The 18,595-nt window shown below is 69.8% G+C and carries 13 protein-coding genes; 5 read left to right on the top strand and 8 right to left on the bottom strand.

All coding sequences use genetic code 11. The features are described from left to right. The first annotated feature begins 90 nt into the window (after positions 1 to 90). A complete protein-coding gene (locus Strain318_RS14170) occupies positions 91 to 2,919 on the top strand; it encodes a M16 family metallopeptidase (RefSeq protein ID WP_367886346.1) in 2,829 nt (942 codons plus the stop codon). Here the strand turns inward: Strain318_RS14170 and Strain318_RS14165 are convergent. The 4 genes from Strain318_RS14165 to Strain318_RS14150 form a co-directional block, all read right to left on the bottom strand. Continuing rightward, positions 2,916 to 5,933, bottom strand: coding sequence for a spermine/spermidine synthase domain-containing protein (locus Strain318_RS14165; protein WP_367886345.1), 3,018 nt, complete (start codon positions 5,931 to 5,933; stop codon positions 2,916 to 2,918). The two genes, Strain318_RS14170 and Strain318_RS14165, sit on opposite strands and share 4 nt — an antisense overlap. Before the next feature lie 21 nt (positions 5,934 to 5,954). After that, positions 5,955 to 6,764 carry a carboxypeptidase-like regulatory domain-containing protein gene (locus tag Strain318_RS14160; protein WP_367886344.1) on the bottom strand — a complete coding sequence of 270 codons (810 nt, stop codon included), beginning with the start codon at positions 6,762 to 6,764 and terminating at the stop codon, positions 5,955 to 5,957. A gap of 69 nt (positions 6,765 to 6,833) precedes the next feature. Further along, positions 6,834 to 7,397: a hypothetical protein gene (locus tag Strain318_RS14155; protein ID WP_367886343.1), complete on the bottom strand. Its 564-nt coding sequence runs from the start codon at positions 7,395 to 7,397 to the stop codon at positions 6,834 to 6,836. Positions 7,398 to 7,447: 50 nt separating this feature from the next. After that, positions 7,448 to 8,386, bottom strand: a complete 939-nt coding sequence (locus tag Strain318_RS14150; protein ID WP_367886342.1) for an IS110 family RNA-guided transposase — start codon at positions 8,384 to 8,386, stop codon at positions 7,448 to 7,450. Positions 8,387 to 8,889: 503 nt separating this feature from the next. Here Strain318_RS14150 and Strain318_RS14145 point away from each other — a divergent pair. After that, complete coding sequence (locus tag Strain318_RS14145; RefSeq protein ID WP_367887880.1) at positions 8,890 to 9,837, top strand: IS110 family RNA-guided transposase; 948 nt, start codon at positions 8,890 to 8,892, stop codon at positions 9,835 to 9,837. Positions 9,838 to 9,885: 48 nt separating this feature from the next. Here Strain318_RS14145 and msrA read toward each other — a convergent pair whose 3' ends face one another. From msrA to Strain318_RS14130, 3 genes are read right to left on the bottom strand one after another with little or no spacing between them, the layout of a single operon-like run. Further along, positions 9,886 to 10,416 (bottom strand): peptide-methionine (S)-S-oxide reductase MsrA, encoded by a 531-nt coding sequence (msrA, locus tag Strain318_RS14140; RefSeq protein WP_367886341.1) that lies wholly within the window; start codon positions 10,414 to 10,416, stop codon positions 9,886 to 9,888. Further along, the gene (gene msrB / locus Strain318_RS14135; RefSeq protein ID WP_437436308.1) at positions 10,413 to 10,871 is read right to left on the bottom strand and encodes a peptide-methionine (R)-S-oxide reductase MsrB; all 459 of its coding nucleotides are present in this window, start codon (positions 10,869 to 10,871) and stop codon (positions 10,413 to 10,415) included. The genes msrA and msrB overlap by 4 nt, the downstream gene beginning before the upstream one ends. 31 nt (positions 10,872 to 10,902) lie before the next feature. Beyond that, positions 10,903 to 11,301 (bottom strand): hypothetical protein, encoded by a 399-nt coding sequence (locus Strain318_RS14130; RefSeq protein ID WP_367886340.1) that lies wholly within the window; start codon positions 11,299 to 11,301, stop codon positions 10,903 to 10,905. A gap of 218 nt (positions 11,302 to 11,519) precedes the next feature. Here Strain318_RS14130 and Strain318_RS14125 point away from each other — a divergent pair, with 218 nt between their 5' ends. Genes Strain318_RS14125 through Strain318_RS14115 form a run of 3 tightly spaced genes read left to right on the top strand, consistent with a single transcriptional unit; the run spans position 11,520 to position 17,866 of the window. After that, on the top strand, positions 11,520 to 13,520 hold the full coding sequence (locus Strain318_RS14125; protein WP_367886339.1) for a TolC family protein: 2,001 nt from the start codon (positions 11,520 to 11,522) through the stop codon (positions 13,518 to 13,520). A 50-nt stretch (positions 13,521 to 13,570) separates the two neighbouring features. Then, complete coding sequence (locus Strain318_RS14120) at positions 13,571 to 14,695, top strand: efflux RND transporter periplasmic adaptor subunit (RefSeq protein ID WP_367886338.1); 1,125 nt, start codon at positions 13,571 to 13,573, stop codon at positions 14,693 to 14,695. 12 nt (positions 14,696 to 14,707) lie between these two features. Continuing rightward, a complete protein-coding gene (locus tag Strain318_RS14115; RefSeq protein WP_367886337.1) occupies positions 14,708 to 17,866 on the top strand; it encodes an efflux RND transporter permease subunit in 3,159 nt (1,052 codons plus the stop codon). Positions 17,867 to 18,006: 140 nt separating this feature from the next. Here Strain318_RS14115 and Strain318_RS14110 read toward each other — a convergent pair whose 3' ends face one another. Then, positions 18,007 to 18,513 (bottom strand): hypothetical protein, encoded by a 507-nt coding sequence (locus Strain318_RS14110; RefSeq protein WP_367886336.1) that lies wholly within the window; start codon positions 18,511 to 18,513, stop codon positions 18,007 to 18,009. Positions 18,514 to 18,595 lie beyond the last annotated feature (82 nt).

The following is an 18,595-nucleotide window of genomic DNA, read 5'->3' as shown; positions in this document are numbered from 1 at the left end:
CCGCCGCTGCTGCGGATTGCCGTCCCCGACGCTACCATAGTGGGCGTCCTACGGTCTTGAATCCTTGGATCATCACCTGTGAGGAATTCTGTGCAGCATGCATCTCTGAACTACCGTCTTGCCGTCGGCTTGTTCGCGACGGCGCTCGCGCTTGCCAGTGTCCCGTGCATCGCGCTCGCGCAGCAGCCGGCCGCCGCCGCGCGCCCCGCCGCCCTGCCCGCCGGCATCACCCGTGGCGCCAGCGTCGAAGGCATCACCGAGTACGCGCTCGCCAACGGACTCAAGGTCCTGCTCTTCCCCGACCAGTCGAAGCCGACGGTCACGGTGAACATCACGTACCTCGTGGGGTCCCGGCACGAAGGCTACGGTGAGACGGGCATGGCGCACCTGCTCGAGCACCTCGTGTTCAAGGGCACGCCGAAGCATCCGAACATCCCGCAGGAACTCACCGAGCGTGGCGCGTTTCCCAACGGCACCACCTGGTACGATCGCACCAACTACTTCGAGACGATGCCTGCGTCGGACGCCAACCTCGAGTGGGCGCTCGACCTCGAGGCCGACCGCATGGTGAACTCGTACATCGCGAAGAAGGACCTCGAAAGCGAGTTCACGGTGGTGCGCAACGAGTTCGAGTCGGGCGAGAACAGCCCCGTGAACGTCACGCTGCAGCGCACCATGGCCGCGGCCTTCGACTGGCACAACTACGGCAAGAGCACGATCGGCGCGCGCGCCGACATCGAGAACGTGCCGATCGAGCGCCTGCAGGCCTTCTACCGCCGGTACTACCAGCCGGACAACGCCATCCTCGTCGTCGCGGGCAAGTTCGACGAAGCGGCGGCGTTGCGCCTCATCGCGACCAAGTTCGGCAGCATTCCGCGGCCGCAGCGCTCGCTCGATCGCGGCAACCTGCTGTTCCCGACCTACACGCGCGATCCCGATCAGGACGGCGAGCGCGAGGTCACCGTGCGCCGCGTCGGCGACCAGCAGGCCGTGATCGCCGCGTACAAGGTCCCGGCGGGCACGCATCCGGATTTCGCCGCCATCGACGTGCTCGCCCAGGTCCTCACCCGCACGCCGGGCGGTCGTCTGCACTCGGCGTTGGTCCAGCCGGGGCTCGTGGCGCAGGCGGGCAGCCAGGCCTTCCAGCTCGCCGAACCCGGCCTGCTCTTCGGTCTCGCACTGCTCCGCAAGGAGCAGTCGGTCGACTCGGCACGCCGCGTGCTGCTCGCGACGATGGAGGGCTTCGCCGCCCGCCCCGTCACGGCCGATGAGGTGACGCAGGCCAAGGCCGCGCTGACCCGGCAGATCGAACTCTCGATGAACAACTCGCAGAACATCGCGCTCGATCTCTCCGAGTGGGCGTCGATGGGCGATTGGCGCCTGCTTTTCATCCATCGCGACCGCATCGAAGCCGTCACGCCGGCGGACGTGCAGCGCGTCGCCACCACGTACTTCAAGCCCGACAACCGCACCGTCGGCACGTTCATTCCGACGGACGCACCGGCGCGCGTCACCATCCCGACGATTGCGCAGGCCACGGTGGACTCCGTCGCGCGCGCCTACCGCGGCCGCGCGGCGATGGCCGCCGGCGAAGCCTTCGATCCCTCGCCGTCCAACATCGACGCGCGCACCGTGCGCGGCCAGTTGGCCAACGGTTTCAAGCTCGCCATGCTGCCCAAGCAGACGCGCGGCAACCAAGTCGTCGCACGCATCTCGCTGCGCCACGGCAACCTCGAGACGCTCAGCGGCCGCAACCACATCGCGGCCTTCATGCCGGGGATGCTCGACAAGGGCACGCGGACCCGCTCACGCCAGCAGATCCGCGAGGAGTTCGACCGCCTGAAGGCGCAGGTGTCCTTCGTCGGCGCGGGTAACAACATCCAGGCGTCGGTGACGACCACGCGCGAGAACCTCATGCCGACGCTGCGGCTGGTCGGCGAGATCCTCAAGACGCCGACCTTCCCAGCGGAAGAGTTCGAGGAACTGCGCCGCCAGCAACTCGCAGCCATCGAGTCGAACAAGTCCGAACCGGTGGCGCTCGCCGCCACCGAGTACCAGCGGCGCATGAGCCCGTACCCGAAGGGCCACCCGCTCGCCGTCACGTCCTTCGAGGAAGACATCGCGAACCTGCAGGCCATGACGGTCGAACAGGTGCGGAGCATCTACACCGAGCTCGTCGGCGCGAGCTACGGCGACCTGGCGATCGTCGGCGACTTCGACCGCGCCGAGGTCGAGGCCTGGGCGAAGGAGACTTTCGAGGGCTGGCGCAGCCCGAAGCCCTTCGCACGCGCCGAGCGCCAGTTCTTCGACGTCCCGCAGTTCAACGTCTCGATCGAGACGCCGGACAAGGCCAACGCGTTCTTCATCGCCGGGCAGAACCTGCGGCTCCGGGATGATTCGCCGGACTATCCGGCGCTGACGATCGGCAACTTCATCCTCGGCGGCGGCTTCCTCAACTCGCGCCTCGCCACGCGCATCCGCCAGCGCGACGGCATCAGTTACGGCGTCGGTTCCGGGCTCAGCGCACAGTCGCTCGACCAGGTCGGCTCGTTCTCGGCCAACGCCATCTACGCGCCCGAGAACGTGCTGCGGCTCGAGACGGCCTTCGGCGAGGAGATCGGCCGCATTCTCAGCGAGGGCATCACGGCCGAGGAGCTCGAGGCCGCGCGCAACGCCTGGCTCCAGCAGCGCGTGCAAATGCGGGCGAACGACGGCTTCGTCGCGTCCATGTTTGCCGCGCAGTACATCACGGGGCGGACCATGGCCTTCGAGCAGCAGCTCGACGACAAGGTGCGCGCGCTCACGGTGAACGACGTCAACGCGGCCATGCGCCGGCACATCAACCTGGCGCGCATCTCGACCGTCAAGGCCGGCGACTTCAAGAACAAGCCGCCGGTCGCGCCGCCGACGCGCCCCTAGTTCACCAGGGCGTCGAGCATGCGGGTGCGCAGGTCTTCGGGCCTGCGCCCCGCGGCATTGCCCAGCCGCGCAAACGCCGCCTGCGCGCCGGTCACGTCCCCGGTGCGCAGGCGCGCGAGCACTGCAGCGTCCAACAGCAACGCCGGCGGTAGCCACGCACGGCCGCGGTCACGCTCGGCGATCTGCGTGCGCACCTCCGCTGCCGCTGTCGGCCAATCGTAGGTCACCGCCGCGCGCAAGAAGCGCCACGCCGACTGCGCACCCTCTGGGGCGCGCTGCCGTGTGAGATAGCGCTCGACTTGCGCATACCAGGCCGCGTCTACCACACCCATCGTGCCTTGGTGCCGGTCGCGCTCCACCTGCAACACCTCGGCGAACCAGAGCGGCCAGTCCGGCGGCGGACGATCGCTCGCGAGCTCGAGCGAAAGGCGCGCATCGCGCAGCTGCGCGGCGCGCACGCCGACCAGCACCGCGCTGGTGTCGTTGCCGGAGACACGCTGCCGCATCTGCACCGACTTCGCCTGCGCATCGAAGCGCGCGTGCGAAAGCGGCGCGCGGGCCAGTCCCAACGGCGCAATCACCCGCTCGGCCATTGCATCGGCGAGCGCAAAGCGATCACTGTGCATCGAAGCGAAGGCATCGGCCTCCACGCCCAGGAACCGCGCCCGCTCCGCGCGCAGGTCGAGCTGTGGGTAGAAATCGCTGTTCGACGCGGAGTCGCGCGCGAGTGCCGGCCCGAGCTGGCGATGGCCCACGAGCCAAGTCGCGCGTAGCGCGGCGTCGCTGAGCGGACGGAAGCGCGCGAGATCCAGCGCGACGTCCTCCGTGCGGAACACCGACCAGTCCGGCGTGGGCAGTGAATCGGCATTCGAGGCGACGACCAGCACGTCGACGTCGTTCGTGAGATACAGCTCATACGACCGGAACTGCGTGGACAGCGCCTTGAGGATGCCCAAGACCAGCGCGTCCTCGATCTCATACAAGTGCAGCCACTGCCCGAACACGCCGCCCGGTGCGAGCTGGCGTGCCGCCCGCGCGTAGAACTCCTCGGTGAACAGCGCCGACACGCCGCTCACCCAGGGATTCGACGGTTCCGACACGATCACATCGAAGCGGTGGCTCGTCGCCGCGAAGAAGGCGCGCGCGTCGTCAATCACCGTGACCGATCGCGGGTCCTCGAAGGCACGGGCGTTCGCCGGCATGAGTTGCTTCGCGGCCTCGACCATCTCCGGCTCGATCTCGATGGTCGTTACGCGCTCCATCGTCGGCGACCCGAGCAGGAAGTGCGTCGTCATGCCCGCGCCGTGCCCGATCACCGCGGCCTCGCGCGCCGTCGGCGCATGCGCCAGCGTGATGAGCGCGAGCAGTGCCTGCGTGGCGTTGTCGCTGGCCAGTGCCGGCCGCAGCGAATCCGGGCGCGGTGGCTCGAACCACACCGCCTGCAGCGAAGCATCGGGCTTGCCGTTGGTGGCCAGCGTGAAGCCGCTGTCGCTGCCCATCTGCACGCTCACGCTGGCGGTGCGTCCGTCGCGGTAGAAGAGGATGTCGCGCGAACCGGCCTCCGCAACCGTGCCGTAGCGGAACACGCCGCTCGAGAGCACCGAGGGGTCGAAGCCGGGGCTCAGCGACGACACGAGCACCAGCGCCGCCGTCGCGCCGAGGGCGAGAGTGGCGGTGCGTCGGCCACCGGCGCGCAACGGCGCGGCGACCCACAGCAGCCAGCAACCCAACGCGAGATCGATCGTCCCGCCGAGGATCAACGTGCCGCGCACGCCGATGGCGGGCAGTAACCAGAGTCCTGCCGCACTCGCGCCGATGATCGACCCGACGGTGTTCCAGGCGTACACCGTCCCGATGGCGCGTTCGCCGCGGGCGCTGCGCAGCAGCGCACGCGTGATGAGCGGCAGCGTCATGCCCGCGCAGATCGTCGCGGGCAGCATGATGGCCATCGCCAACGCGTAGCGCCCCACATGGAATGCCGCGTAGCCCGCTTCGTTGCGCTGCACGGTTTCCATCAGCGTGGCCATCCACCCGAACGCATCGAGATACCAGCCCAGCGAGAGGATCGCCGCCGCGCCCATCGCTACCTGCACGAGTCCGAGCTGGCGCAGCGGATCGCCGCTGCCATCAGCACGGCGGCGAATCACGAAGGCGCCGATCGCCAAGCCGAGGATGAACGCCGAGAGCATCAACTCAAATGCGTGCGTGGCGCTGCCCAGCACGAGCGAGAGCATGCGGATCCAGGCGATCTCGTAGATGAACGAGGCCACCGCCGTGCCGAACGCGACGCTGAGCAGGAGCTGCGCAAACGCCCCGCTGGGCAGCGCGGCGCCTGCGTCCGTAGCGTCGGGTGCCGCAGCGACGCTCGGCGTATCGGCGGCGTCGCGCGCGGCGAGTGGCTGCCGTCCCGAGAGCAGGTACGCCGCAGCGGCGACGAGCAGGTTCACGACGGCCGCCACGATAAGCGTGCCCGGCAGTCCCGCGATCTCGAGCAACCAGAACCCGGCGACGAGCACGCCGATCGCCGCGCCCAACGAGTTCGCGAAGTACAGCAGCCCGATGGTCCGGCCCGCGCGGTCCGCCGCCTGGCGGCGCAGCACGCCCGCCGTCATGAGCGGGAAGGTCGCGCCCAGCAGCAGCGATTGCGGCAGGATCAGCAGGGCGGCAATGGTCCACTTGGCGATCGTGACCGTCGCCGTGCCGCCGAGCGCGGGGAACAGCGTGTCGTAGGCGAACGCGCTGGTCGCCACGAACACGTCATGGAACGCGAGGCCGAGCAGGCCGACCAGCGCCTCGACGATGGCGTACCAGCGCAGCGGATCGCCGATGCGCGTCGCGCGGCGCGCGATCCATGCGGCGCCGCCGGCCATCCCCCCGAGGAAGATGACGAGCACGAGGATCTGCGCGTACGCCCCGTGGCCGACGAGGAGCCCGAGGTAGCGGCTCCACAGGGATTCGTAGACCAGCCCGGCCGCGCCCGAGCAGATGAAGAGCAGCGTGAGAAGCAGCGTCACGCGCGGAATCTAGCGCGAGGGCTACGGGCGCTGACGCGGCGGCCCGCCGTTCTCCTCGACGTAGGCCTTGGTCCAGTACACCACGAGGGCACAGGGCCTGTCAGTCGTGTTGGGCCAGGCGAAGCGCTTGTAGATCTCCGGCACGCGCTCGTAGACGTCGTAGTACTCGATCGCGTAGATCTGCTCGGGGTAGATGATCTCCTCGCGCGCCGTGCGGAAGCGGCCATTGAACGCCTCGGTGAGGCAGCGCCAGCCGGTGGTCGACGCCACCGTCCAGTCGAGGCGCCCGCGCGCGACGTCGCGGAACGGCTCGCGGCGGAGACCGGTCATGCCCTCGAACATGTCCGCCATGTGCTGCGCCCGGATCGCCTCCAGCTCCTCGGGCCCGCGGAACTGCCCGATCCCCGCGCGGCGTCGGCATTCGAAGCCCTCGATCTGCGTGGCCGCGCAGCCGTCCTGCGAGACGATGCGCAGCGTGTCGAGCAGTTGGACGGCGCGCACCATCGCGAAGCGCACCTCGCGGGACGTGCCGTCGTCGTTGATGCGCACCACCTGCTCCTGCGCGCGCCAGCCCGGGAGGCGGGCCATCAGCACCACCTGGCCCCACGGCATGTTCCGCAGCACGAAGCGGCCATCGGCCCCGGTGCGCACCGAACGCTCCTGCTGCAGCGCGAGCACCTCCACGCCGCGGATCGGATTGCCGACCGAGTCCGTGACGATGCCGCGCACGACGGCCGTCTGCGCCGCAAGCGCGTTGGGCAGGAGCGCGCCGGGCAACAGCACCGCGGCGGCCACGGCGAGGGCGCGAAGGAGAGGGCGGAGGGAAGGCATCACGGACGTCATACCCGGAATTTACGCCGATGCGCCGCGAATGTGCCGCGACCGTCCCTCATCTCCGCGTCAGCGTCCCTCGAAGCCCCACGGCGCGGGCGGTGCCGGCACGGGACGCGTGACATCGAACTCCACGCGGAAGCGGCGGTCCGAACCCGCGCGCGTGAGTTGGTAGACGAACTGCGTCGGCGTGATCTCGACGGTCCAGACGTTCGTGCGCGAGGCCGGCAGCAGCGCCGCCGTGAAGCTGTCCGCCGGGAACTCCATGCGCATCGCCGTGCCGCCGGGCCGCGCGTCACCGCCGTACTGCGTGACGCGGTCCTCGCTGCCGTCCCGATGCCGGTGATCGTGCTTGAGCCGCAGGCCCGATGCCGTTCGCGTCAGCACCCAGGTGCGCGAGCGATCGTCGCCCACATGGAACGGCACCCGCAGCGTGTCACCGCAGCCGCGCACGTGCATCACGAGCCGCTGCCGCGCGAATGCCGTGTCCGCCGGTTGCGGGTCGATGATACGGCCCTCGTACGCCTTGCCGCAGTGCGCGCGCAGCGCTGCGAGGAAATCGTCCGGCGCGGATTGCGCGGAGAGGGCCGTCGCCGAGAGGGCGAGCAGGACGAGCGTCTTGAGAGCGTTCATACGGGAAACGTACTCCAACAACATTCACCACGAAGTGGCTGTGTTGGAAGTCAAGCGGTGGTGGGCGTCGGTGACGCCTGCCACCGCGTCTGGTGTTTGACCATCGCGTTGAGGATGACGAGGAGGCGGCGCATGCACGCGGTCAGGGCGAGCTTCTTCGGCTTGCCGGCGGCGACGAGGCGCCGATACATCGCGCGTACGACGGCGTTGCAGCGGATCGCCGCGAGGGTCGCCATGTAGAGCCCCGTGCGGACGTCGGCGCGGCCGCCGCGGATGCGCCGCACGCCGCGCCAGCGGCCCGACTCCTGCGCGTAGGGCGCCAGCCCGACGAGGGCGGCGATCTCCTTCGCGGACAGCGCGCCGAGCTCCGTGAGGCGCGCGATCAGCAGCCGCGCCGTCTGCGGCCCGACGCCCGGCACGCTCGTCAGCAAGTCCTCCTGCGCGCGCCACAGCGGCGAGCCCTGGATCCAGCGGTCCGTCTCCTCCTCGAGGGCCCGCAGCGCCCGCTCCAGCGCGCGGATCGTCTGCCGGACGCTCGGCTGCACGCTGCGGCGCGCCACCGCGAGCCGGTTGTGCTCCATCGTCAGCATCTCGACGAGCTGCCGCCGCCGGTCGACGAGCGCCGCGAGCTCCTGCGTCGCCGCATCGGGCAGCGGCCGCGCGGCCGGCCGCACCGTCGCCGCGAAGCGCGCGAGCAGCGCCGCGTCGAGCCGGTCCGTCTTCGCCAGCTGCCCGACGCTCTCGGCGAAGCGCCGCACCTGCCGCGGATTCACCACGGCGACCGGCACGCCCGCCGCCGCGAGCGCCGCCGTCAGCGGCACGTGGTAGGCGCCCGTCGCCTCCAGCACGACGAGCGTCGGCCCCTGCGCGCCCACGCGCGCCACCGTCGCGGCGATGCCCGCCGCGTCGTTCGCGTGCTGCCACGCCTGGCCCGTCGCGTCCGCGCCGTCCAGCGTCGCCTGGCTCACGTCGATCCCGATGTACGTCATCCGCCCCTCGCCGCGTGAGGACCGCGCGCGCCCGGCCTTGCGCCATGCGGGCTCGCGGCCCCAGCGGCTGTTCGGGCGTCCCGCGATCGGTTCGACGACGCTCCCGCTTCGTGACGGGCTCTGCACGCCCCTGGCACGACAATCGAGCTGTCGCCGCCCCGATGACTTACCACCATTCGTGTGAGACATACAAGGCACGAAGGGAGCCGCGACGGCCCTGGAAGCTCGCGACGTCCACGCAGGGATCCTACGCGGCGTGGCGGAACGGCGAGGGCATTGCGGCTCCCTTCGTGCCTTCTATGTCGATTCGACGGTATGTTCGTGGGACAAGGGTGCGGGGCGAGCCCGGTCGTGCCTCGGTTCGTGAAGACCGCCACGGAGCAGGGGCCGCGCCCACCCATCACGATTGCCGAGAGCCCGGACGGTTGGGTGGTGCCCACGCCCGACGTGGAGCCCGCATGCGGAAGGCCGGTGCCGGCGGCGATCCCCACGCGGAGGTCCGGATGTTTGTCGGCATCGATGTGGCGAAGGCGACCGTCGTGGTCGCGCTCCATCCGAGCGGCGAGACGTGGACGACGGGCACGAGCGCCAAGGAGTTGCGCGCGCTCGCGCGGCGCCTCGCGGCGCTGCGGCCTGCGCACGTCGTGCTCGAGCCCACCGGCGGCTACGAGCTCCCCGTGCTGATGGCCCTCGGCGCGCAGGCCCTGCCGGTGAGCCTCGTCGCGCCGGCGCGCGTGCGCGAGTACGCGCGCTCGCACGGGCAGTTCGCGAAGACCGACGTGCTCGACGCGCGGATGCTCGCGCGCTTCGCGGCCGAGCGGCCCGTGCAGGCCGTCACGCTCCCCGACGCCGCGCACCGCACCCTGATGCAGCTCGTCGCCCGCCGGCGCCAGCTCGACGAGATGCTCGTCGCCGAGCGGCTGCGCCTCGACCAGCAGCGGCTCTTCCCCGACTCGCCCGTCGTCGCCGACATCGAGGAGACGATCGCGTTCCTCGAGGCGAAGGGGCGCGACCTCGACCGGCAGCTCCAGGCCCACATCGCCGCGCACCCGCAGTGGCGCGAGACGGCCGCGCTGCTGCGCAGCGTCCCCGGGATCGGCCCCGTGACGGTCGCGACGCTGCTCGCGTTCCTGCCCGAGCTCGGGACGCTCTCGCGCCGCGAGATCGCCGCCCTGGTCGGCGTCGCGCCGCTCGCGCAGGACAGTGGCGCCTGGCACGGCCGGCGGCACATCCGCGGCGGTCGCGCCGACGTCCGCCGCGTGCTCTACATGGCCGCGCTCACGGCGGCGCACCACAATCCCGCGCTCAAGGCCTTCTACGCGCGGCTGCGCGCGCGCGGCAAGACGGCGAAGCAGGCGCTCACCGCCTGCAGCCGCAAGCTCATCGTCGTCTGCAACACGATCCTCAAAACGAAGCAGCCGTGGCAGGCCCCGAGGCCCGCCACGGCATAACTCCTCACCTTCGAGACACGGTTGCTTCGTGGTGAAGGCCGTCCGCCGTTACTTCTTCAGCTTGTCGAAGAACACCTTGCGCGCCTTTGCCACCTTCGGCGCGACCACCACGGCGCAGTAGGGATTCTGTGGATTCCGCGCGAGATAGTTGTCGTGGTAGGTCTCCGCCGGCCAGAACGTCTCCAGCGGCTGCAGCTCCGTCACGATCGGGTCTTCCCAGTGCGCCTGCGCCGCCGCGAGCTTCTCGCGCGCCACGCGCGCCTGGCTCTCCGAGTGCGTGAAGATCGCCGAGCGATATTGCGGCCCGACGTCGTTGCCCTGGCGATTCAACGTCGTCGGATCGTGGATGGTGAAGAACACATCCAGCAACTCTCCATACCCGATCACCGCCGGATCGAAGGTCACCTGCACCACCTCGGCGTGCCCCGTCTGCTTGCCGCAGACCTGCTCGTAGGTCGGGTTGGGCACATGGCCACCGGCATAGCCGCTCTTCACGCGCTCCACGCCACGCAGTTCGAGGTACACCGCCTCGAGGCACCAGAAACATCCGCCGGCCAGCGTCGCGACTTCGCCGCTCATGCCGACTCCTGCGCGATGCCCGGAAACAGCCCCGCGAACTGTGCGTAGCCCTCCGCCGTCAGGCGCGCCGCCGGGATGAAGCGCAACGACGCCGAGTTGATGCAGTAGCGCAGGCCCGAGGGTCCCGGGCCATCGGGAAACACATGCCCGAGATGCGAGTCCGCGTCGGCGGAGCGCACCTCGACGCGGCGCATGCCGTACGACGAGTCGGTGTGCTCCGTCACGCGCTCGCGCAGCAGCGGCTGCGTGAACGACGGCCACCCCGTGCCGGAGTCGAACTTGTCGGTGGACGAGAACAAGGGCTCACCGGAGACGACATCTACATAGATGCCGGGTTCGTGATGGTCCCAGAACTCGTTGCGGAACGGCGGCTCGGTCGCGCTGCACTGCGTTACCTCGTACTGCAACGGTGTGAGCTTGGAGGCGAGCTGCGGATCGTCAGGCTTCTTCTTCATGGGCGAAAGGCTCGGAGGGAGGCGTACGGCATCAATCCGCGGCGGTGGATGCGGCGTTCCCCGCGACTCGCCGCGCGCTGCGGAAGAGATACCACGCGGCACAGGTTCCGACGAGCGCGATGCCGATCACCGCCGGCACGAAGCCTTGGGCGTCTTCGGGCGAGAGTTGCAGTAGCGATTCCAGCGAGAGAATCAGCGTCGAGGTCGCCGCCGCCCACGCGAGCGCGGCCATCCATGCCCATCGCGTCATCCGCCACGCGCCGATCGCCGTGAGGATGCCCGGGACCCCGGCGACCACGTGCAGTATACCGAGCATCGGTAGCGCGTCGTCCCCACGGAACTCGCCTGGCACCTGAATCAGCTGGTTGAGGCCGCTCACGGTGAAGAGCGTGGCGAGCAGCAAGCGGGGCCAGAAGGGGCGTGGTGGCATCGACGATTCCTCAATACTGAAGTGCGGGCGGGCGACAAGCACACCACGGAAATCCCACAGTTGCTGATTCATTACCGAACAAATACCGTATATCAATGGACGAAATTCTACATCACAGCACGTTGTGCAGGGCTGAAACCCAAACACAACCTCACCCGTTGTAAGCAAGTGGTCGCTTGCTTTAATTGCTGCCTCCAGTTCGTTCCCCAGATCTCCGTATGACAGAACCAACCAAACAGCAGCTCATCGACGCGGCGCTACGCGTCTACGCCGAGGGTGGATTCCGCGGCGCAACCACGCGACGCATCGCCGAAGCAGCCGGTGTCAACGAAGTCACGCTCTTCCGGCTCTTTGGCTCCAAGGCGACACTCATCGAAGAAGCCCTGCGGTCGCGCGCCGCGACGGTCGACCGCCCGACGCCGCCCGCGGTGCCCGTGGATCCGCAGGGCGAACTCACCGAGTGGGCCGCCGCCGACCACGCGTTCATGCTCGAGTCCGCCGGCATGATCCGCTCCTCGCTCGCCGAGATGCATCAGCATCCGGAGTGCGCCGACACCACCGCCGAGCGCCCCGAAGAGTCCCGCGCGGAAGTCCTGCGCTACTTCGAACGGCTGGTCGAGCACCGCTTCATTCCACCCTCTGCCGACCTCAAGGCGGCGGCCACGATGCTGCTCGGCACCATCTTCGCCGACGCCATGGGACGAGACCTCATGCCCTCCATGTTCCCGCCGCGCGACAAGGCGCCGGCGACGTACGTTCGCCTCGTCCTGCGCGCCATCGGTGCGACGGCCGTCGCACTGCTCTTACTCGTGCTGCCCCTCGCGTCATCGACGCTGCAGGCGCAGGGCACTGCGCCCAACGCGGCCCCGGCGGCGCTCTCGCTCGCCGAGGCACTGCAGATGGCGGAGCAGCGTAGCGCCGGCGTGCGTGCCGCTGCGGCCGGTGCCGACCGCGCGCGCGGACAGCTGCGTCAGGCCAACAGCCAACTGCTGCCGCAAATCAACGGCGCCGCCAACTACCAGCGCGCCATCCAGAACCAGTTCCAGGCCATCTCCGAGCAGTTCGCGCCCGACTCCGGCAGCGGCGGCGGTGACGATGGCATCGCGAACTCGCCGCTCGCGCAGATCTTCGCGGCGCCCAACACCTTCATCTTCACGCTCAGCGCGACGCAGAACCTCTGGACCGCAGGCCGCCTGACCGCGCAGCGCGCCGGCGCCGAGGCCGGACTCTCCGCCGCGGACATCGCGCTCTCGTCGGCCAAGGCGCAGGCGCTGCTCGACGTCGCGCAGGCCTACTACGACGCCGTCGCCGCCGAACGCTTTGCCGAGATCGCCGACTCCACGCTCGCCCTCACCGAGCGCACGCTCTCGCAGGTGCGCCTCGCGCGCGAGGTCGGCACGGCGTCGGAGTTCGATCTGCTCCGGGCGCAGGTCACGCGCGACAACCAGCGCCCCGCGGCCATCCAGGCCCGCGGCGCCCGTCAGGCCGCGCAACTGCGCCTCAAGCAGTTGCTGCGCCTGCCGCTCGCGCAGCCGCTGACGCTCACCACCCCCATCCGCGACGAAGGTGCCGCGATGGCCGCGCCGCTCGCCCCCGTCACGCTCGCTGGCGCGCGTAGCCTCGCACCCGACACGTCGGCCACCGCGCGCGCGACCGTGCGCCAGGCCGCCGCGCAGCTCGACGCTGCCGAGAAGGCCCTCACCGCCGCGCGTCTCGCCCGACTGCCCGCGTTGCAGCTGAGCTCCACCTATCAGCGCTTCGCGTATCCGCCCGACGGCACCTTCTTGCCGAGCGACTTCAATCTCTACTTCCCGAACTGGACCGTCACGCTCGGGCTCAGCTTCCCCGTGTTCAACGGCGGGCTGACCTCCGGCCAGAAGATGGTCGCGCAAGCGAACGTCGCCGAAGCCCGCGCGCGGCTCGAGCAGACGCGCGATGGCGCCGAGCTCGATGCCGTGCTCGCCGTCAACGCCTACGAGCAGGCCGCGGCGGCGTACCAAGCCGCCGTCGGCACCGATGCGCAGGCCGCGCGCGCCTACGCCATCGCCGAAGTGCGCTTCAGCGAGGGCATCTCGACGCCTGTCGAACTCACCGAGGCCCGCGTGCAACTCGAGCAGGCCCGCCTGCAGCGCGTCACCACGGCGCGTGACCTCGAGGTCGCGCGCATGCGCCTCGCGCTCCTGAAGGACCTCCCGCTGGCCATCGGAGGCGCCCGCTGATGTCCATTCCCATGATTTCCCACACGCCCGCCCTGCGGGGGATGCTTTCGATGTCTTCGCGTTCGTTCCGCGCCGCCGGCGTTGCCGCACTCGCGCTCCTCGTGTCTCTCTCCGCCTGCGGACGCGGCGACGCCAACGAGGCGCCCGTCTCCGAGGCCGTCACCGTCAACGTCGGGCCGGAAGGCGTCGCCGTTGCCGAACAGACCTCGCTCTCGATCGGGCCGATCCTCTCGGGCTCGCTCGTCGCCGAGCGCACGGCGCAGATCCGCGCCGAGGTGCCGGGCGCGGTGCTGGCCGTGAACGTGGATCCCGGCGCCGTCGTCACCAAAGGCACGTCGCTGGCCAAGATCGATGACCGTGCCATCCAGGACGCCTACCTCGGCGCGCGCAGCGGCTTCACCGCCGCGCAGCAGGCGGCGGACCTCGCGGCGCGCGAACTCACGCGGGCCGAGCGCCTGCACGCGGCCGGCGCGCTCGCCGACCGCGATCTCGAGAACGCCCGCCGTGCCGACCTCGGTGCCCGCTCCATGCTCGACGACGCCCGCGCGCGCCTCTCGCAGGCCGAGAAGTCCCGCGATGCGGCGAACGTGCTCGCGCCGTACGACGGCGTGGTCTCCGAGCGCTTCGTGAATCCGGGTGACATCGTGAACCCCGGCGCGCCGCTGTTTGCGATCGTCGATCCGAGCACGATGCGCCTCGAGGCGGCCGTGCCGGCCAGTGAACTCGCGATGCTGCGCATCGGCGCGCCCGTGCGCTTCAGCGTGACGGGCTACCCGGGCCGCAGCTTCGAGGGCCGCATCTCCAGCGTGAACCCGCAGGCCGATCCGCAGACGCGGCAGGTGCGGCTCTTCGTGCGCATCCCCAACCAAGGCCAGCGACTCGTCGCCGGTCTCTTCGCCGAAGGGCGCGTGGCCAGCGAGACGCGGGAGACGCTCACGGTGCCCGCGGAGGCCGTGGACGAGCGCGGGCTGCAGCCGCAGGTCGTGCGCCTCAAGAGCGGTGTCACGGAGCGCGTGCCCGTGCAGCTCGGCGCGCGCGACGGCAGCACCGGCCGCGTCGAGATCACGACGGGCCTCGCCGCCGGCGACACCGTGCTCGTGGGCGCCGCGCTCGGCATCACCATCGGGTCGCGCGTGAAGGTGAGCGCGCCGTCAGACACTTCGACTCAGCGCTGAGGCGCATAGCAGATGTTCATCTCAGACTTTGCGATCAAGCGGCCGCTGGTCACCGTCGTGTCGATGCTGGCACTGGTGGTGTTCGGGCTGTTCTCGCTCTGGCAGCTGGAGACGGACGAGTTCCCGGACGTCCAGCAGCCGATCATCAACGTCGCGATTCCGTATCCGGGCGCCTCGCCTGACGTCGTCGAGCGCGAAGTGCTCGACCGCGTCGAGGAGGCGGTGAGCGGCATCTCGGGCGTGGACCGCATCAGCGGCGCGGCGCAGGACGGCTTCGCCAACGTCACGGTGTTCTTCGTGTTCGAGAAGGACCTGCAGCAGGCCTCGCAGGACATCCGCGACAAGATCAGCGCCATCCGCTCCGAGCTCCCGGTGGAAATGAAGGAGCCGGTGCTCACGCGCTTCGACCCCGCGGACCAGCCGATCATCGAGATGTCGCTCAACTCGAGCACGCTCGACGCGCCGGCGCTCACGCGCATCGCCGATCCTGGCATCACGCGCATCCTGCGCGGCATCCCGGGCGTCGCGGAAGCGAACGTCATCGGCGGCGTGGAGCGCGAGCTCACCGTCGAGATCCGTCCCGAGGCGATGGAGGCGGCGGGCATCTCCGTGGCCCAGCTCGTCGGCGCGCTGCAGTCGCAGAACCTCGCGGCGCCGGTCGGCCGCATCACCGGCGCGCTCGACGAGCGCTCGATCCGCCTCAAGGGCAAGCTCGAGACGCCGGAAGACTTCCTGCAGTTGGTGGTCGCCGAGAAGGGTGGTCGCGCCATCCGCCTCGGCGAAGTCGCCACCGCGCGCGACGGCACGGCCGAGCCGCGCACGGCGGCGATGTTCAACGGCCGCGATGCCATCGGCATCCAGGTGAAGAAGTCGAAGGGCTATTCGACGACGGCGGTGGCCGAGCGCGTGGTCGCGGCAATCGATGAACTGCGCCCGGGCCTGCCGACGGGCACCACGCTGGACGTGGTGCGCAACTCCGGCGAGCGCGTCGAGGCGTCGGTGGCCAACGTGCAGAGCACGCTGGTCGAAGGCGCGGTGCTGACGGTGCTCGTGGTGTTCCTGTTCCTGAATTCCTGGCGCTCGACGGTGATCACCGGCCTCGCGCTGCCGATCTCCGTGCTCGCCAGCTTCGTGGCCGTGTGGGCCTTCGGCTTCACGCTCAACACGATGTCGCTGCTCGGCCTCTCGCTGGCCATCGGCATCCTGATCGACGACGCCATCGTGGTGCGCGAGAACATCGTGCGACACGTGGAGATGGGGAAAGACCATTTCCGGGCGGCGCACGAGGGCACCGACGAAATCGGCCTCGCCGTCGCCGCGACGACGTTCTCGATCGTCGCGGTGTTCGTGCCGATCGGCTTCATGGCCGGTCTGTCGGGCCAGTGGTTCAAGCCCTTCGCGTTGACCATCGCCTGCGCGGTGCTCGTGTCGCTGTTCGTGTCATTCTCGCTCGACCCGATGCTCTCGGCGTACTGGCCGGACCCGGAGATCGAGAACCACGAGCACCGCAGCTGGATCTCGCGGCAGCTCGTGAAGTTCAACAATTGGTTCGACCGCATGGCCGGCGGGTACACCAAGGTCATCGGCTGGGCGCTGGACCATCGTCTCGCGATGATCCTGCTCGCCGTCGGCTCGCTCGTGGGCGCGCTCGCGCTGCAGGCGACGATCGGCGGGTTCGGCTTCGTGCCGGTGAGCGACAACTCGGAGCTCATCATCCAGGTGGAGACGCCGCCGGGGTCGAACCTCGAGTACACGCGGATGAAGACGGAGGAGGCCGCGCAGGTGGCGCGCAAGCACGGCGAGGTGCGCTACACGTTCGCGACGATCGGCGCGGGCGGCGGCCTGGATCCGTCGGAAGCGCTCGGGGCCGTGGACCTGGGCTCCGTGTATGTACGCATGACACCCAAGGCCACGCGCGAGATCTCGCAGGAGCAGCTCGGCGCGATCCTGCGTGAGGACGTGAAGACGATCGGCGGCGCGACGGTGGCCGTGTTCACCTCGGGCTTCGGTGGTGCGATCAAGCAGGTGCAGCTCGAGCTGCGCGGCTTCGACGGCCGCCAGCTGCAGGCGTTCGCCGACTCGGTGCTCAAGGTGGTGCGCGCCGTGCCGGGCGCGGTGGACGTGTCGCTCTCGACCAAGGGCCAGAAGCCCGAGCTCGAGATCACGCTCGACCGCGCGCTGGCCGGTTCGCTGGGCGTGAGCGTGGGGCAGATCGCCCAGTCGCTGCGTCCGGCCTTCGCGGGCATCGACGCCGGCGACTGGGTCGACCCGGCGGGCGAGAACCGCAAGGTGCGCGTGCGCCTCGCGCCGGAGTCGCGCACCAAGGTGAGCGACATCGAGCGCCTGCCGATCGCCGTGGGTGGCCAGGGCGGTGCGCCGATGCGCATGATGCCGCTGGGGCAGCTGGCGACGGTCACGCAGGGCTTGGGACCGGCGAAGATCTCGCACCTCGACCGCGACAACGTGGTCGTCGTGCAGGGCAACGTCTCCGGCCGTTCGCTCGGCGAAGTCACCAGCGACATCACGCGTGAACTGCAGCGCATGCAGGTGCCGGACGGCATCCGTTGGAGCTTCGGCGGCGAGGCGAAGGACCAGGCGCAGGTCTTCGGCGACATCCTGGCGGCGCTGGGCATCGCGCTGCTGCTGATGTACCTGATCCTCGTGATGCAGTTCGGCTCGTTCCTCGAGCCGATCGCCATCCTCATCTCGCTGCCGCTGTCGCTGATCGGCGTGGTGCTGGCGCTGATCATCACGAACGACACGCTGAACATCATGTCGATGATCGGCGTGATCCTGCTGATGGGCATCGTGGCGAAGAACGCCATCCTGCTCATCGACTTCGCGAAGTGGGGGCAGGAGCAGGGCATGGAGCGCCGCGCGGCGATCATCGAGGCGGGGCGCGTGCGCCTGCGGCCGATCCTGATGACGACCTTCGCACTCATCGCCGGCATGATCCCCGTGGCGCTGGGCCTCGGCGAAGGCGCGGACTTCCGGGCTCCGTTGGGGCGTGCGGTCATCGGTGGAACCATCACGTCCACGGTCCTGACGCTGCTTGTGATCCCGACGATCTACGAGATCATGGACGAGTGGCGCGAGAAGGTGTCGGGGTGGTTCAAGTTCCCGGTGCGGCCGAAGACCGAGGAGTTCATGATTCCGACCAAGACCTCGTAACGGATTTCACCACGAAGGCACGAAGGGCTCTGCAACAGACTTTCGGGCCTGCGACTCCAAGAAGCATTGCTTCCTTGGCGTTGCGGGCCCGAGAGATTTTCGCGACTCCCTTCGTGCCTTCGTGGTGAACGCCGTTGCCGTTACGGCCGCGGACCAAACCGTCGCGGCCGGCGCTGTGCGTCGAGCCACGCGCGCTGGGCATCGGTGAGCACCGCGCGCAGGGCCGCGTGCAGGGCCTGCACGTCAGGACGCAGCGCCTCGGCGATCGGGCGGCCCGTCTCGAGGATCGCGCGGACCTCGGCGCGCGTGGCGCCTTCAAGGCGCGCCAACCGCGCTTCCTGGAAGATCGCCCGCAGCGAATCGAGCTGCGCCTCGTGGTCGGCACGGAAGGCCATGCGCAGGGCGAGCATCTCGGCGCGCTGCGCGTCCGTGAGCGCCAGCGAATCCGGGAAGATCGGGCGGCGCGTGCGACCGTCGAACGGTGCGCCCGGCTGCGGGCCCATGGTGCCGTCCAACGCCTCGCCCTGCTCGCCGAACATCACGAGCGCGAAGTCATCGGTCAGCGTGGTCGCCGTCGGCGCCTCGCCGCAGGCGGCGAGCACGAGCGCGAGAGCCAGGGTGGGGAACAACGCGAATCGACGCAACATCGGAACATCTCCTTCGGGCCGTGGGGACCCGGTGTGAAGCGCGGCAGGGTGGGAGCCTGCGCGGGGTGTGCCAGTTGGATGC

This window comes from Pseudogemmatithrix spongiicola, from assembly GCF_030623445.1.
In the GTDB taxonomy this organism is placed as follows: Bacteria; Gemmatimonadota; Gemmatimonadetes; order Gemmatimonadales; family Gemmatimonadaceae; genus Pseudogemmatithrix; species Pseudogemmatithrix spongiicola.
This window is presented reverse-complemented; position numbering and strand designations above follow the sequence as displayed.